Source organism: Nonomuraea roseola (assembly GCF_039535395.1).
Classification (GTDB): Bacteria; Actinomycetota; Actinomycetes; order Streptosporangiales; family Streptosporangiaceae; genus Nonomuraea; species Nonomuraea roseola.
In genome coordinates this window covers 629953-645361 of the sequence record NZ_BAAAXC010000005.1, presented here as the reverse complement: position 1 = coordinate 645361, position 15409 = coordinate 629953, and the positions used below count along the sequence as shown (strand labels likewise).

General features: G+C 69.5%; 12 protein-coding genes and 1 pseudogene. 9 read left to right on the top strand and 4 right to left on the bottom strand.

What is annotated here, in order from left to right:
- Window positions 1-23: 23 nt before the first annotated feature.
- The 3 genes from ABFX55_RS04990 to ABFX55_RS04980 all read left to right on the top strand — a co-directional run bounded on the left by ABFX55_RS04990 (window position 24) and on the right by ABFX55_RS04980 (window position 2476).
- Window positions 24-632, top strand: a complete 609-nt coding sequence (locus tag ABFX55_RS04990; RefSeq protein ID WP_346118038.1) for a hydrolase — start codon at window positions 24-26, stop codon at window positions 630-632.
- Between the two features lie 8 nt (window positions 633-640).
- Entirely contained in the window at window positions 641-1837 is a 1197-nt protein-coding gene (locus ABFX55_RS04985) for a cytochrome P450 (RefSeq protein WP_346118036.1), read from the top strand.
- Between the two features lie 213 nt (window positions 1838-2050).
- On the top strand, window positions 2051-2476 hold the full coding sequence (locus tag ABFX55_RS04980) for a hypothetical protein (protein WP_346118034.1): 426 nt from the start codon (window positions 2051-2053) through the stop codon (window positions 2474-2476).
- A 629-nt stretch (window positions 2477-3105) separates the two neighbouring features.
- Here the strand turns inward: ABFX55_RS04980 and ABFX55_RS04975 are convergent.
- Window positions 3106-3537, bottom strand: coding sequence for a recombinase family protein (locus tag ABFX55_RS04975; protein ID WP_346118032.1), 432 nt, complete (start codon window positions 3535-3537; stop codon window positions 3106-3108).
- Window positions 3538-3940: 403 nt separating this feature from the next.
- Here ABFX55_RS04975 and ABFX55_RS04970 point away from each other — a divergent pair, with 403 nt between their 5' ends.
- From ABFX55_RS04970 to ABFX55_RS04960, 3 genes are all read left to right on the top strand, one after another.
- Entirely contained in the window at window positions 3941-4468 is a 528-nt protein-coding gene (locus ABFX55_RS04970; RefSeq protein ID WP_346118030.1) for a SigE family RNA polymerase sigma factor, read from the top strand.
- Window positions 4465-5661, top strand: a complete 1197-nt coding sequence (locus tag ABFX55_RS04965; RefSeq protein WP_346118029.1) for a hypothetical protein — start codon at window positions 4465-4467, stop codon at window positions 5659-5661. The genes ABFX55_RS04970 and ABFX55_RS04965 overlap by 4 nt, the downstream gene beginning before the upstream one ends.
- A gap of 1389 nt (window positions 5662-7050) precedes the next feature.
- Entirely contained in the window at window positions 7051-8283 is a 1233-nt protein-coding gene (locus tag ABFX55_RS04960; protein ID WP_346118028.1) for a coiled-coil domain-containing protein, read from the top strand.
- A 517-nt stretch (window positions 8284-8800) separates the two neighbouring features.
- Here ABFX55_RS04960 and ABFX55_RS04955 read toward each other — a convergent pair.
- Window positions 8801-9703, bottom strand: coding sequence for a LysR family transcriptional regulator (locus ABFX55_RS04955; RefSeq protein ID WP_346118026.1), 903 nt, complete (start codon window positions 9701-9703; stop codon window positions 8801-8803).
- Window positions 9704-9890: 187 nt separating this feature from the next.
- On the opposite strand from ABFX55_RS04955, the gene ABFX55_RS04950 reads away from it, so the two are divergent.
- Window positions 9891-10196, top strand: a complete 306-nt coding sequence (locus ABFX55_RS04950; protein WP_189142964.1) for a DUF1330 domain-containing protein — start codon at window positions 9891-9893, stop codon at window positions 10194-10196.
- A 411-nt stretch (window positions 10197-10607) separates the two neighbouring features.
- Here the strand turns inward: ABFX55_RS04950 and ABFX55_RS04945 are convergent, their stop codons facing one another.
- Window positions 10608-11006, bottom strand: a complete 399-nt coding sequence (locus tag ABFX55_RS04945; protein WP_346118024.1) for a hypothetical protein — start codon at window positions 11004-11006, stop codon at window positions 10608-10610.
- Between the two features lie 398 nt (window positions 11007-11404).
- Between ABFX55_RS04945 and ABFX55_RS04940 the strand changes: the two are divergent.
- Together ABFX55_RS04940 and ABFX55_RS04935 are read left to right on the top strand one after the other, a co-directional pair.
- Window positions 11405-11740 (top strand): annotated as a pseudogene (locus ABFX55_RS04940) (DUF6879 family protein); the annotation flags it as partial.
- A complete protein-coding gene (locus ABFX55_RS04935) occupies window positions 11715-11951 on the top strand; it encodes a helix-turn-helix domain-containing protein (protein WP_346118023.1) in 237 nt (78 codons plus the stop codon). The pseudogene ABFX55_RS04940 and the gene ABFX55_RS04935, both read left to right, overlap by 26 nt.
- A 176-nt stretch (window positions 11952-12127) precedes the next feature.
- Here the strand turns inward: ABFX55_RS04935 and ABFX55_RS04930 are convergent, their stop codons facing one another.
- Window positions 12128-15382 carry an ATP-binding protein gene (locus ABFX55_RS04930; protein ID WP_346118021.1) on the bottom strand — a complete coding sequence of 1085 codons (3255 nt, stop codon included), beginning with the start codon at window positions 15380-15382 and terminating at the stop codon, window positions 12128-12130.
- Window positions 15383-15409 lie beyond the last annotated feature (27 nt).

Here is a 15409-nt window from a genome sequence, read left to right as displayed (position 1 = left end):
GCATCCCGGAAAGGGGCTCACTCATGCCCGTCACCACTATCGACAGAACAACCGCACTCGTCCTCATCGACCTGCAGAACGCCGTCGTCAGCCGCCCCGCAACCCCCTACACCGGCGCTGAGGTGGTGGCCCGGGCGGTCGAACTGGCTGACGCCTTTCGCGACCACAGTGCTCCGGTGGTCCTGGTAAGGGTCACGGCCCGTGCGGACAGATCGGATGCTGCTCCAGGACGCACCGAGATTCCGCGTCCGCCTGGCCCCCTGCCCGCGGGCTGGGACGTCATCGTCGATGACCTGGCCGGCCACCCCGGCGACATCACCGTGACCAAGCGCACCTGGGGCGCCTTCTACGGCACCGACCTCGACCTGCAGCTGCGCCGCCGCGGCGTCACACAGGTCGTGCTGGCCGGGATCGCCACCAGCATCGGCGTGGAGTCCACCGCCCGCGCCGCCTACGAACACGGCTACAACGTCACGCTGGTGACGGACGCCATGGCCGATCTGGACGCGGAGGCGCATCGCAACAGCATGGAACGGATCTTCCCACTCCTCGGCGAGAGCGCTACCACCGCCGAGGTCATCGACCTGCTGGCCAAGACCCGCGCCTGCCGATCTCACACGATCACCAGCTGAATGGACAGATGATGACGCAAACGCCGGAATTGCCGCTGCACATGCGGCGGAACGGGCTCAGCCCGGTCGAGGAGCTGGCCTGGGCTCGCGACGGCGAGGGGGTGGTGCGGGTGGAGACGCCGTTCGGTCTGCCCGCGTACCTGGTCTGCCGCCACGAGGACGTTCGCCAGGTACTGTCGGATCCGGCCCGGTTCAGCAGTGCCCTGACGCCATTCCCTGGATCCGGGCAGATGAACGCCGACGAGCTGGCCAAGATGCAGGCCGGGCAAATGATCGGGTTCGACCCGCCCGAGCACACGCGGTTGCGCCGGATGCTCACCCCGGAGTTCACGGTACGGCGGATGCGCAGGCTCGAGCCGCGGATCACCGAGATCGTCCAGACGGCCCTGGACGACCTGGAGCGGGCCGGTAAGCCGGCTGATCTGGTGGCGCACTTCGCGCTGCCGGTGCCGTCGCTGGTGATCTGCGAGCTGCTGGGCGTGCCGCAGGCCGACCGCGCCGAGTTCCACGAGCGTGCCGTGCGCCTGCTGGACACCTCCTTGCCGATGGAGCAGCGCGTCGCGGCGCAGCGGGAGGACCGCGCCTACATGGCCGGCCTGGTGGACCGCGCCCAAGCCGACCCGGGCGAGGACATGCTGGGCATGCTGGTACGTGAGCACGGCGACGATCTCAGCACCGACGAGCTCATCGGCATCGCGGGACTGCTGCTGCTGGCCGGGCACGAGACCACCTCGAACATGCTCGCCCTGGGCACCCTGGCCCTGCTGCGGCACCCAGACCAGCTCGCCATGATCCGCGAGGATCCGGCCCAGGTCGAGCCCGCCGTCGAGGAGATGCAGCGCTGGCTGTCCGTCGTGCACTCGCTGCCGCCGCGCACGACCACGACGGAGGTGGAGATCGCCGGACATGCCATCCCCGCCGGCTCGCTCGTGATCTGCTCGCTTCCTGCCGCCAACCGCGACCCTGCCTTCATCGACGATCCCGACATCCTCGACATCACCCGGGGAGCTGCCGGCCACGTCGCCTTCGGCCACGGGGTGCACCACTGTCTCGGGGCGCCGCTGGCGCGGATGGAGATGCGCATCGCCTTCCCCGCACTGCTGCGGCGCTTCCCCGGCCTTGCCCTGGCCGATGCGTACGAGCAGGTGGACTTCCGGGTCTTCAGCCTGGTGTACAGCCTTCGCACGCTGCGGGTTACCTGGTGAGCGAGTGCCGCTGAGAGCGGCCACCGCCCGAAACCAGGAGCAGATCGCCCCAGCCGGCACCCCCTCCCGGACCGGCTTGGGCGGTCTCGCCTTCATCAACGCCAACCCGCCGGGGCCCGCTCGGCGGGCGGTGACCGCGGCCCGGCACTTCTCCTCCCGCAGCCAGCAAAACCCTTCGCCCCACCCAGCAGAACGACCACCAAGGAGTGAACCATGTCATCGTCGGCCAAGCTGCCCTTTCCGGCTCACGCGGAGCACGCCCTGCCTCCCCGGTTCTTCGGCCTGATGAAGGCGACAACGCTGTTCCTGGCCGCCGCCCTGCTGACGCAGGCGATCACCGCTGGACAGCTCTTGTCGAACGGCGGCAGCCGCCAGTTGCACCATGCCACGGGCGGCGCCGTCTCTGCCGCGCTGGTCCTCCAGATCATCGCCACGCTCCTGGTGTGGCGGGCGGGCCACGGATCAGCGCGATACCTGGTCGTCAGCGCGTCAATGGTTCTGTTGACCGGCGTCCAGTTCGTGGTCGGCGCCAGCGGCGACGTCGCCATCCACGTGCCCCTTGGCGTGGTGCTGTTCGGCGCGGGCGCCGTCCTGGTGGCACAGGTATGGTCGTCCCGCCCGGCCCGCACCGCCGACTGAACTCAGAGCCCGACCTCCTCATCAACGAGGCGGATGCCACGCTCGATAACGCCTATGGTCTTGATCTTCTTTCCTTTGGCTTCGGCGAGGCTGTGGGCGCGGGCGGCGCTGAGGATCTCGGGTAGGGACGCGACAGTGCAGCGATGCGATCAGCTGGACGGCAACCGATCACCACGCCCGTCCCTTCGGTCAGCCGTGCACAGTAGTCGGGAACGTGGCTGCGATCGCGGCCGTCCTGGGTCCAGCACTGGCAAGGCGTTCTTCGAACGCAGGCCTTGGCGCCTCATCAAACGAGACGCTCCGCCGTACCCCCCACGGGCTTCGTGTGGTCCCCGGCAGACTGCGAGGACGTGTCCCTGACCTGGAACCGCGCTCTTGGTCGGCCATGAAGTCTCCCTCGACGTGGAGCACGTCGGTGTCCCTTTCGGCTGAACTTGGCGGGGCGGGCACGTAGTGACCTCCAGCTCGACATGTTGATGCGGGCAGGCTCGAGCGGAATCGTTCAGGTCTTGTTGCCGGTGAACCGACGATCAGGATCACAACCATCCAATACAGCTGCGCCCCGGATCCCCTTCACGGGTGCCACCGGAATACGGCAGAAACGGGCCGCGTAGCTAGATAATCGCTGGTCAGCGCTGTGCTAATGCTGCGTAAGCGGTAGATCTTGAGATCTTCAGCGTGCGGGCTGCCTCGGTCACCGATTTGCCATCGTCAACGAGGCGGCGCAACGTTTCCAACTCGGCGGGGCCGACGACGCGGGGCCGACCCATGTGCTTCTTCCCGGGCAGCATTCGCCCCTCGGCCTGACGACGTTTAGCGGCGGCGATGCCCTCGGCCTGGCGTTCGGCGCGCAGCTCCAGCTCGTACTCGGCCGCGGCGGCCAGGACCGCGAACATGAAGCGGCCTTCCTTGGTGTCCAGGTCAAAGTTCTCCGTCAGGCTGACCACCTTCACCCCACGGTCACGCAGGTCGTTGACGGTGGTCAGCACGTGAGCGGCGGAGCGTCCCCACCGATCAGACTTCCAGAACTTGACAATGTCGCCAGCCTTAGCCGTGGCCACGACCAGGTGCGATACCGTCCAGAAACCTCCGTCCAGAAGGACTGCGTGGCGGAGTCTCCCGTATCTACGTCATGAGCCGTTCGTGGCATGCCCTCCGCCCAAGGGCACCCGGCCACGCCAGAAGCTTGAGCTTCACCGCAATGGTTCAGGCTTCTGCTGGCCACGATCGGGTGGGTGGTTAGCGGGCACCCCAAACCATGCCCGTGGCGCGCAGGGCCGAGCTGGTAGCCGAGGGCTTTGAAAACCGCGTTCTCAAGCGGGACACGTCTGATGGTGTGGCTCCTCACGGATGTGTCCGCGGGGTGACTTCGCCCAGGCCGCCTGCTTTCGACTCCGGCTGCGAGATGGAGCGGCCCAACCATTCGCCGATCACGGGCGTCGGTAACGGATGAGAGGAGTCACCTTGGACCCCAATGACAGCTTCCGCGAGTTCATGGCCATCCATCAGCAGTCGCTGATGCGGACGGCGTACCTGCTCACGGGCGACGCCCACCTGGCCGAGGACCTGTTGCAGAGCGTGCTGCTGAAGGTGCTCGGCCGCTGGCCCAAGCTGGCGGATGTCACCAGTCCGCAGGCGTACGCCCGCAAGGCCCTGGTCAACCAGTACATCTCCTGGCGCCGGCGTCTGGCCAGGGTGGCCGAGCTGCCGAGCGCGGAGCCGCCCGATCGGCCGTATTCCACCGAGGATTCCACGATCGTCCGGATCGTCATGCTGCGAGCGCTCGCGAAACTGCCGCCCAAGCAGCGGGCGGTGATCGTTCTGCGCTACTACGAGGACCTCACCGAACACGAGACCGCCAAGCTGCTGAGCTGCTCGATCGGCACGGTCAAGAGCCAAGCCCATCATGCGCTCGCCCGGTTACGAGTACTCGCGCCGGAGTTGGCACCGAAGTTCGCCGAAATGGAAGACCTGAAGGGAGCACACCGATGACTTGGCTGCGAGATGTGCTGGACGACGTGGCCGACAACGCGCCCGAGGTAGACCTGACCGAGCGGACGATCGGGATCCGCAAGCGGCGGCAGCGCAGGACGGCCTCGATCGTCGCGGCCGCCGCGGTCGTCGCCACCGCGCTCGGCGCGACGGCCGCCGTACGGCTGCTGCCTACGGAGCCGCGCCCGGCCGTCGCGCCCGGGACGGTGAGCGACCTGCCGGCGCGCGGGGTGGGGCCGCTGAGCCACGCCTTCATGACGTTCTGCCGGCCGGAGCGCGGCAAGGCACCGGCGGGATGCGTGAACGGCGGCTGGCGGGTGGTCACCCGTGGTGGCACGACGTATCGGGTGGCGCAGGCCCTGTCCGGTTCCCCGTCGGGGCTCCGGCCGAGCCCGCTGGCGATCAGCCGGGACGGCCGTAAGATCGCGTACTACGACACCGAGGTTGACACCTTCGCGGTGCGTGACCTCGCCTCCGGAACAGTGATCACCGCGCCGACGAAGGTGCCCACAGCCTGGCTCGGCAGTATCGCGCACCTCCTGCTTTCGGATGACGGCCGCTTCCTCGCCTTCACCAAAAGACCGCCACTCAAGGACCCGGCCATGCTGTTCGACATGCGCGAACGCATGGTCCGGCCACTGCCGAACGGCTGGAACCCCATCGGTCTGTCTCCGGACGGTGACACGATCACCTTGGCGGAGTACGCGCCCAAGACCCGTCTGCAGACCATCACCCGGCTCTGGCAGACGTCCACGGCGGGCAACGCGACAGCCGTCGACGTCGCCGGGCACTACATGGTCGGCGCGCTCGGGCCCGACGGGCACAGCGTCGTCGCGGTGGAGAGCGTGGACGCGGGCATCACCGGATGCCTGAGAAGCGGCGCCGACCTCGTGCACCTGGATCGGAAGACCGGCAAGGTGCTCCGGAGGGTCCCCGTGCGGGGCCTGTCCATGACGGCCAACTTCGTCTACCTGCGCAGCTGGACCGGCCCTCACGAGATCACGGCCCTGGCCAAGCCCCTGGACTGCCGTGAGCGGGACGACAACGCGCCTGGATCGAGCCTCGACCCGCCATACGTTCCCTTCACGGCCTACGCGGTGAACGTCGAGACCGGCAAGGCCAGGAAGCTCGCCACCTACACTGCCCAAGGCTTCTTCCAACTCGTGCTCCCAGGCTTCCCCGGCACCCTGTGACGGATCCTCTGCGGCGTCACGGACAAATGGGCTATCCGGTCCATATCGATAGTTCAAAGATCTGCGAGCAGGAAGCCGCCTGCGGCCCTTATGGGGCGAACAGGACGCGAGATTCGAGATCAAGACGGGTGGTGGGGGCGATCGGTGGGTTGAGGTTGAGCGTCCAGTTGCCGAACCGGCGGATGGTGTGGGTGATGTAGGGCGAGATAGGTTGAGCGAGGCTTCGAAGCCGTTGAAGCAACTGAGCCAGCCGTGGCGGTGCACCAGTCGCCGGTGACGGCGTTGGGCGTCAGGTAGTTCCGGGATGTGGTTGGTCAGCCGTCGCGCGTGAGGCACGGCGCCGAGGGGCTCGACGGTGCCCTTGCCTACCTTCTCCGCCGGCTCGAACCAGTAGCCGTGGTCGGCGCAGAGGAACTCGTGGTGGGCGAACAGGCGTAAGACGAACCGCGACGCCAGCCAGCGACCACCTGGTGCTCGCTGCCGTCGAAGTGCACCCAATCTCCCAGCCGCAGGACCCGCCTGGTCGTCTGCTCGCTCATCTCCCTGCACCTCCGGCGGCGACACCAGGACGGCATGGTGGAGCGGTAGTAACAGATCCAGGGCCAATTCCTGCTGCCAGAGGAGGGAGGTGAAACAGCGTCGGCAACACAGCGATCGGATCACCCACATGTGCGACGCCGTCCATCACGGCATCGGCTCGGAGAAGGCAGCAAGCAGCGCTGCCGTCGCCCCTTCTTGGCGGTAACGAGGGTGCCGACAGCCCGACAACCAGCGCACGTTCCGCACCAGAACAATGTCTGCGGCACCGACAAGGCGATACTCCCAACCGACGATCTCGCACGCACGGCGAGTCACCTCGAACGCGACCAGATCGCGAGGGCGGCGCCTGTTCACGGGTCGGCAATCGACCACAAGGCCCGCTCCGTCTCGCCGCCGTGCGAAGTAGCGAGCGGGACTTATCCTCCTGGGTCGTCCAGAACAACCAGAACGGCTGGGAGGCGATGCCGGTCACCGCTCGGTCGAAATCGAGCAGCATGACATGGTCGCGCTCCAGCCATGACTCGTACCCGACCAGGCTGCGCGTGGTTGCCGACCACCAATCGCCCGGCAGATGCTTTCGGCCTTTGTAGGAGGAGAACCGGCGCACCGATGGCGCATCCTCCAGTGCAATCGGCCAGACGTCGGCCAGCCCCACGCGAGCTTCCGCGCCGTCCGGCATCGCGTACGCGAGCTCGAAGTCACTGGCTGAAGCGGGATCCTCAGCAGACGCGGTTGCCTGTTAGCTGCGGGAACTGCACTTCTCGCAAGTTACGGCATCGCGTCATGACACAACGGATCGCATTTTCTGAATTTGATTTTCTAGAAAATCAAAAATGATAGGCTTCCAGGGTGACAGCGGAGATGACCGTTACGCCGTGTGCGCACTGTGGGGCGCCGATCGAGCAGCGCAAGGGCAGGGGGCGGCCCAGGGCGTACTGCACCGACACCGACTGCCAGGCGGCGGCCAAGCGGGAGCGGGAGTTGCGCAGGGCGACTCCCGGGCTCGAAGGATCGTTGGCCAGGGCCGAGCAGTTGTACGAGCGGATGGAGATCGGCCTCGCCGCCGCGATAGAACCACTGGCCAGGGCGTTGACGCAGGAACTCAGCCCCGCGGGAGTGGAGGCCAAGCTCAGCGCGGTCCAGGCCGAGGCGCACACGCGGGTCGCCATCGCTCGCACCGAGCGCGAACAGGCTTTCGAGCAGGTACGGCTGGCACGCGAAGCGGCTGAGCACGCCCGCAAGCAGACCATCGAGATGCGTCAGGTGGCCGAGGAGGCGCAGGCCGACAGGGACACCGCGCTACGCGACGCGGAGACGGCGCGCGAACAGGCGTTGGCGGCGCTGCGTGAGGCGGCCACCACCGAACGGGTGGCCAAGCAGGCAGCCGCCGAGGCCGAGCGCAGGGCAGGAGTGGCCGAGCGGGCGCGTGACCAGGCGGTCAGGGAGCTGTCCGAACGGGTGGAGGCGGCTGAGGCGCGGGCGGAGGAGGCCAGGGCGCAGGCCGTACAGGCTGAGGAAAAGGGTCATGCGCGGGCTGAGCAGGCGCGCGAGGAGGTCGAGCGAGCGGCGGCGGAGGCCGAGCAGGCCGTACGGCAGGCGAGGGAGGAGGCCGATCGGGCGGTCACGTCCGCGTTGGAGGAGCGGGACACGGCAAGGACGGCGGCGGCGCAGGCGGGGGAGGCCAGGGAGCGGGCCGAGCGTGAGGTGGCCGCGGCGCAGGCGCGGGCCACGGCCGCGGAGGCGGAGCGGGACCGGGCGCTCGAGCGGGCCGAGGCGGCCGAGGCGCGCGCGGCGCAGGTCGGAGAGGCGGGCGCCAGGTTGGCGGCCGAGTCGGAGGCGCGGGTGGCGTCCGCCGAGCGGGAGCGGGATCGGGCGGCGGCGCGGGTGCGTGAGCTTGAGGGGCTGGCGGCGGGGGAGCCGGCGCTGGTGGAGGAGCGCGACCGGTTGCGGCTGGAGTCGCAGCTCGACCGGGCGCGGCTGGAGGATCTTCGGGCGGAGCTGGAGGCGGTCAGGGCGGAGGCGGCGCAGTTGCGGGAGCGCGCGGTGAAAGCGGAGCTGCGGGCGGCTGCGAAGGGGGACTGACGCGGCGCGGCCGGTCATACGGCAGGTGCGGTTCGCGATGCGGTCGGTGTCATCGAAGGGACTGCGAATCATCGTCTGGCCCTGTGGTGCACGAAGCCGACCCCGACCCCCGAGCGGAGATCGTGATGGAGTCTTCAGCGGTGCGAATGCTTCGCATGATCAGGGAGCACAACCCCTACGCCGGCCCCGGGGAGCAATGGAACAGTGGTTGGCGTTAAGCATTGACCGACGTCATGGACGCCGTTGACGGCGGGCGTTCCCGCCGGATACCCGTGCTTGTCCGGTTCGGCGTCGGCGAAGGCGCGGTATCCGCCGAGATCTCGGGCTGGGCGAGGACGTCGCCGCGGTGTACGACTCGGACCGGACCCGGGGCCATCATCGGATGCTGATCCGCCGGCGTAGCGAGGTCGTGTCGGACATTCAGCAAGACCGCCGTCGTCATCACCGCGAAGTCCGCCGGGCGCAAGGTCTTCGGCCTCGCCACCGCAGGCGTCCGTCTCGCTTGACCTCTTGCGCGTCAGTCCGACAGCCAGTGCAGCTCGTGCGCCAGGGTTTTGGCGACGGCACGGATGCGGCGGTGAAGCGGCGACTGCTCGCGTGGGAGGACCAGGTGGATCGTCAGGCTGGGCGCGCCCCGCAGCGGTCGCCAGGTGAGACCGGCCGGTTGTGCCGTGACCGCGGCTTCTCCGGCCGGGGCGAGGGTGACCCCGTCGCGCAGGTCGCGCTGAGACATGTCGAAAGAGACTGCGGGCGTGTGGAATCGGGGGTGTGGTCGGGTGTCTCGGAACAGTGCGGACAGCTGATCGTGGATCACGGGGTTGGCCGCACGGTCCGGGAGTCGCAGCGGATACGCGGCCGCGTCGGCGATCTCGATCTCCGGGTGTTCGGCCAGCGGATGATGCTGCGCCAGCTGGACCCCGACGCGCATACGCCGCAGCAGGAACCGGCGCACGCCACGGCCCGGCTGTTCACCGCGGGTGATCCCGGCATCGATGCGGCCGTCGGCGACCGCGGGGGAGATCTCCGGTGTCGCCATCGGGACCGCGCCGACCTCGAGTCCGCTGTTGCCGCGAATCAGCCTGTCCACCAGGGCCGGTGCCGTCTCGGCCCCGGCGCTGAGGCTGTATCCGATGCGCAGCGTGCCCAGTTCACCGGCCGCCGCGCTCCGGGCGGTGTCCCATGCCCGGTCCAGCGCCGCCAGCGCGGGCGGCGCGGACTCCGCCAAAGCCGCACCGGCCGTGGTCAATACGACGCTACGCGTGTTGCGGACCAGCAGGGCCGTACCGAGTTCCGCCTCCAATCGGCGCATCCGGGCGCTGAGTGCGGGCTGTGCGATACCGATCCGTGCGGCCGCGCGGGTGAAGTTCAACTCCTGCGCCAGCACCAGGAAGTACCGCAGGCTCACCGTATCCGGCGCCACGTGCCTCCCTGCCGATTGATAACGATCCGTTCTGAGTCTATCCCGTACCGGTCTTTCCCTCGACCGCACATCAAGCCCTAACCTGCGCATATGACGATTCAACTGACCGCAGTACCCGTCGCCGGGATCGATCGATCTGAGTGTCAATTCGAAGTCGGACGTGTCCGGCCCAACACAGGAGGTTTCCATGGCTAAGGGCTACTGGGTCAGTGTCTACCCCGCCATTTCCGACCCTGAGAGGCTGACTGCCTACGACAAGCTGGCCGGTCCGGCTGTCCAGGCTGGGGGCGGGCGCGTCCTGTCCCGGATCCCGTCCCGTGGCGGTCGAGTCGTCGCCCACGAGGCCGGAATCACGCAACGCGTCGTTCTGATCGAGTTCGACAGCTTTGAACAGGCCGTCGCGGCATACGAGAGCGAGGCATACCAGAAGGCGCTGGTGGCCCTCCCCGACGGCTTCGAGCGCGACTTCCGCATCATCGAAGGCATCGACTGACCGGCGGGCCCAGCCATCGCTGAGCATCCGTCACCTGATACGCACACGGTGCTGAACGACGACTCACGAGACGAGTTCGAAGCCATGCCCCGCGTCCCAGTTCGTCGTCGACGTCCTCGACGGCCTGATCCCTGTCGGGCGGATCGAAGAAGCGACGCGACGTCCGGGGCAGCTGGACTGTCTCGCTGACCTCGTCGACGAAACTCACCCTCGCCCGAAGCGAACCGCTTCTCACACGACAGATCGGTCCAGCGAACACAAGGCTTCGATGACCAGGGGCGCATCCTGCACCCATCTGCCGTGTGCCCCGTCGGGGCTACTCGGAGTTTGAAGAACCGCAGGTCTTCAACGGTTAGGAAACTGCGGGGGTGTGTGCGGCCCCGCCGGGAGGCTGGGGCCGCACCGCATTCGTCAGACGCGGGTCGAGGGGCTGTAGCCGTGGTAGCGGACGGTGTTGTTGAGGAACGCCCACACATGGGACCTGACCAGCGTGCCCACGGGGATGCTCGCGTAGCAGGTCGTCGAGTAGGTGTCCTTCGCCGTGCACGCGACGACCTGGACCCACTCGCCGCGGTAGTACTTCTCGATGCTGCCCCTGATGCGCCAGTTGCCGAGCTCGGTGAAGTCCTGGACCTTCAGGTACGTCTGCCCGCCGCTCGGGCCGAGGTGGGCCTCGCCGTACACGCTTCCGCCGCCCACGGTGACGGCGACCACGTAACCCATCGCGGCCGACGCCTGTGCCGGGGCGCTGGTCAGAGACAGGGCAAGGACAGACGCCGCGAGGGCGGAAAGCAGTTTCTTGATCTTCATGGGGGAATCATCCAGGGATAACTGCCCATATGTCCATAGGTGGGTGGTTAGTCCGTGGCGAGGTCCATCCTGAGGAACTCGGTGATGCGCATCAGCTCGGGCGGGGCACCTCCGGGGGAGCATGTCGATCAGGCGGGGGGCCGTGAGGAGGAGTTCGCGGCCTTCGGTGCGCAGGCGGGCCAGGGCTAAAGCGTTCTCATGTGGTGAGGTGAGACCGAGTAGCTGAACTCCATCGACACCTCCCAGCGGTACTTCCGCGCCGGCGCTGCCGAGATAGCGCAACTGGTCGAACGCGCCCTCAACTCCACCCAGTAAACGACCCCACTCGAACGACATGCCGCCCCGAAGTTCCCACTCAAGCCCATAGCGGAGATGATCAGCAAGAACCGCGGAACGCGAGAAACCGAGTCGTCACCGAGCCGCACTCCGACTACATCCGGTTCGAGGCGGACATGACGCCCGGCAACCTCGAGGCCGGGGAGGACATCCGCTACCTGCCGCGTACCCACCCGGCCGTGGCCGGTCTCCCGTCATGGGACTACTGGCTGTTCGACTCCCGCCTGGTGGCCAGGCTCGTCTTCGACGACGCCGACCGGCTGCAGGGCGCCGAGCTCCTCGACGACCCCGGCCGAGTCGTCGAGCATTGCGCCTGGCGCGACGCCGCCTGGCACTATGCGATGCCCTACCGAATACTTCAAGGACATGTAGGTGCCCAACGTCCAGCCCGCCCGTGAAGCTTTGGGCAGACGACTGCGCGAGCTACGGACGGGCGCAGGCCTCAACGGCAAGGAGTTCGCCGAGCGGCTCGGCTGGATCGCCACCAAGGTGTCCAAGATCGAGCACGGCAAGCAGACACCCACCGAAGAGGACGTCCGCGCCTGGGCGGACGCGACAGCCGCCCCTGCGGACCAGGCCGAGCTGCTGCTCGCGCAGGGCGTCACCTGAACGAGGAGTACGCCGAGTGGCGGCGGCAGCTCCGCATCGGCTTGTCCGCCCGGCAGGCCATGACCTGGGGGGCTGTTCCGGTTGCGCGGTGTCCGCTGAGGGATCCCATGACGGAACAGCCCCCGGCCCCGAGGGCAGCGCAAAGGTTTGCGAATCTTCCGTCCAGGCTGGGCTGGTCAGAGGTGTGCGCGGGCTGGGGCGGACCAGTGGGGGGCATTCCAGCGGTCGGCGATGGCGGCGGCCCGGGCGAAGTGGGCGGCGGCCTCTTCGTCGCGGCCGAGCAGCAGCGCCAGCTCGCCGAGCGTGTGGGCGGCCGGGCGCACGGCCAGCGACAGGCTGGTGGCGCCGGCCGGAGGACCGTCGCGATGGGGGAACAGGGCCGCGTAGCACTCCTCAGCGGCGCCGGTGTCGTTCAGTGCGATGACGGCCATGGCGCGCAGGGTGGTCAGGAAGGTGAAGAAGAAGTCGGGCCGGATCGGGCTCGGTGACGTGCGGGCCAGGCGTGCCTCGTCGCTGCGGCCGGCGGCGTGGAGGGCGAGCGCGAGCAGGTCGGCGACCATCGGGCCGAGCGCCTCGTGGAGAGCGCGCACGTCGTCCAGGTGGTCGCCGAGCGTGCCGTCGTTCAGCCAGATCGCCGCCAGCGCGAGGCGGACGAAACCGCCGTGCACCGATCCGGCGCGTTCCATGCGTTCGGTGGCCTCGACGTAGAGGCGCGCGGCGTCGGCGAACCGGCCCTCGATGAGCACCAGGGTCGCCAGCGCGATCTCGACGGCGCCGATCGCCTCCGGCATCCGGTAGGCGCGGGCGAGGTCGAGCGCCTCCCCAGCCACGCGGCGCATCGTCGCCGGGTCGTTGGCCGCAGCGGCGTTCGCGGCCTGGGTGAGCAGCCCGGTCACGCGGTAGACGGGCAGGTCGTGCTCGACGCCGATCTCCACCAGCTCGCGGGAGTACTCCTCCCGCCCGGAGTCGTTGGCGAGGACCAGGAGCGCCGCGGCCCGGAGGCGGGGATCGGTGGCGAGGTCGAGGGCTTCCCGCGCCGCCGCCATGACCGTCGGATCGTCCTCGCCCACCAGCTCGTTGGCGTACGCGATGAGGAGGCGGGACCGCACGTCGGGGGCGAGACCGGTCCGCTTGAGCAGGCGGCTGAGGCGGCCGACGATGGGACGGTCGACCGTGCCGTACGTGCGGGCCCGCCAGGAGGTGGGCTCGGTCCAGGCGGTGAACGCGGCGATCATCAGGTCGTCGCGGCCGATCGACTCGGCGTACTCCACGGCCTGCTCGCGCGTGTCCCTGGCCGCAGCGACGGCCCCGGCCCTGATCTGCGCCCGGAGCAGCCTGCCGAGCAGGCCGACGCGCTCGTCCGGTTCGCTGGAGTTGGCGACCGCGTCGGTGAGGAGGGCAGCCGCCACGTCGTGGGCGTAGCGCGCCTCGGCCAGCTCGGCGGCCCGCACGCAATAGCCGACGGCCTTCGGCGATCCCGCTCGCGCATAGTGATGGGCGAGCGCCGCGACGTCGCCAGTGCCCTCCAGAGCGGCGGCGATCCGGGCGTGCATCCTTGCGGCCCGCAACCGGCTGACGTCGGCGACCAGCGTGTCCCTGACCAGCGCGTGAACGAACCGGACGCGCCCCGGCCCCGGCTCGTCGAGCAACCCGGCGATGACGCCCGCGTCCAGCGCGTCCAGCACGCCGTCCCCGTCGGAGTCGGCGGCCTGCACGAGCACGTCCACCGAACTTTCCCTGCCGGCCACCGCCGCCAGCCGCAGGACGGACACGCCGCTCTCGGGGAGCCTTGCCAGTCGGCGCCGCAGCACGTCTCGTACGCCCTCGGGGACCTCGGAGAGCGCGACCAGCGCACCCTCGCCGTTCAGCAGCCGCGCGCTCTCCCGCACGTAGAACGGGTTGCCGCCGGTGCGCTCGGCGATCCCCGCCACCGTCGCGTCGTCGGCCACGCTTTCGGCCCGTACGAGCTCGGCCACCGCCGCGCCGTCGAGCCCGGGCAGCGCGATCCGGAGCGGCGCGGTGCGGGCGAGCGCACCCAGCGTCTCGGTGAGGTGCTCGCTCTCGTCCGGGCGGTACGCCGCGACGACCAGGATCGGGGCCCGCACGCCGACGCCGCCGCCGAGCAGCCCCAGCGTGGTCGTGTCCGCCCAGTGCAGATCGTCCAGCACGACGGCGACCGGTCGTTCCGTGGCGGCCGCCGCGAGCCAGCCCCACACGGCCCGGCGCAGCCGGAACCGCCCGGCGGCGGCGTCGCTGTCCACCGGCATGGAGTCGGAAAGCAGCGGCGCCAGGTCTTCCGCGAACTCCCCCGGAGGAACGGTCGCGGCGACGGCCCGCAGCGCCTCGACCCACGCCCACGCGGGCGGCGCGCCGTCGACCTCCGGACAACGCCCGGCGGCGACGAGCCAGCCGTCGCGCTCCAACTGCGCGCCGAGGTGCTCCAAGAGCGTCGACTTGCCCAGCCCCGCTTCCCCAGTGACAAGAGCGACGCGCCCCCCATCGGCGGCAGCCTCCCCGGCGGCCGAAACCAGCGCGGCAAGTTCTCCCTCCCGCCCCACGAAAGAGGCAGCGCGGTGCGGGGACGCGTCGTGCAGGCGCGCATCGTGCGAGGGCGTGGCGTGTGGGGGTGTGGCGTGTGGGGGTTTGGTTACCGGGGGTGGGGGGACGGCCGTGCGGAGGATGTCGATGCGCTGGGCGAGGATCGCCTCTTCCAGGGCGACCAGGTCGGGGCCGGGGTCGAGACCGAGTTCGTCGGCGAAGGTGGCGCGGGCGCGGCGGAGCGTCGCCAGGGCGTCGGCCTGCCGGGCGCGGCTCCACAGCGCTAGGGCGTGCAGGCGCCAGCCCTCTTCGCGCAGAGGTTCGTCGCGGGTGAGGCGATCGGCCTCGGGGACCACCGAGGCGGGGTCGCCCGTCCGCAGGCCCGCCGCGACGTGGAGCTCGCGGGCGACCAGGCGTAGCTCGTTCAGGCGGGCGGTCTCGGCGGCGGCCCACGGCTCGTCGGCGACCTCGGCGAACGCGGGTCCCTGCCATAGGCCCAGTGCCTCGGCCAGCCGGGCGCGGGCGGCCTGAGGCTCGGTGAGCGTGCGGGCCTCGTCGAGCAGGTCCTCGAAACGCCACGCGTCCACCGACTCCGGCGGCAGCCGCAGCGCGTAGCCGGGGGAGGCGCTCACCAGGAGGCGGGCCGGGGTTCGGGGCGGGCGGCCGGGCTCCAGCAGCCGGCGCAGGTTGGAGACGTACGCCTGCAGGGAGGCCAGCGCACGGGATGGCGGCTCGCCGCGCCAGAGGTCCTCGATCATCCGGTCGACCGACACGACCTCTCCGCGCGCCGCGACCAGGCGGGCCAGGACGCCGCGCTGCCGCGGCCCGCCCAGGGGGACGGACTCGCCGTTGACCTCGGCGCCGAAAGAGCCCAAAACCCGGATCAAGACCATGACGTGGAACATCCTAAGCGCGCGGGT

Bases quoted from the DNA above. Each gene is read 5' to 3' on its own strand.
- ABFX55_RS04990 (WP_346118038.1), top strand. From the start codon at position 24: ATGCCCGTCACCACTATCGACAGAACAACCGCACTCGTCCTCATCGAC.
- ABFX55_RS04985 (WP_346118036.1), top strand. From the start codon at position 641: ATGATGACGCAAACGCCGGAATTGCCGCTGCACATGCGGCGGAACGGG.
- ABFX55_RS04980 (WP_346118034.1), top strand. From the start codon at position 2,051: ATGTCATCGTCGGCCAAGCTGCCCTTTCCGGCTCACGCGGAGCACGCC.
- ABFX55_RS04965 (WP_346118029.1), top strand. From the start codon at position 4,465: ATGACTTGGCTGCGAGATGTGCTGGACGACGTGGCCGACAACGCGCCC.
- ABFX55_RS04950 (WP_189142964.1), top strand. From the start codon at position 9,891: ATGGCTAAGGGCTACTGGGTCAGTGTCTACCCCGCCATTTCCGACCCT.
- ABFX55_RS04945 (WP_346118024.1), bottom strand. From the start codon at position 11,006: ATGAAGATCAAGAAACTGCTTTCCGCCCTCGCGGCGTCTGTCCTTGCC.
- ABFX55_RS04930 (WP_346118021.1), bottom strand. From the start codon at position 15,382: ATGGTCTTGATCCGGGTTTTGGGCTCTTTCGGCGCCGAGGTCAACGGC.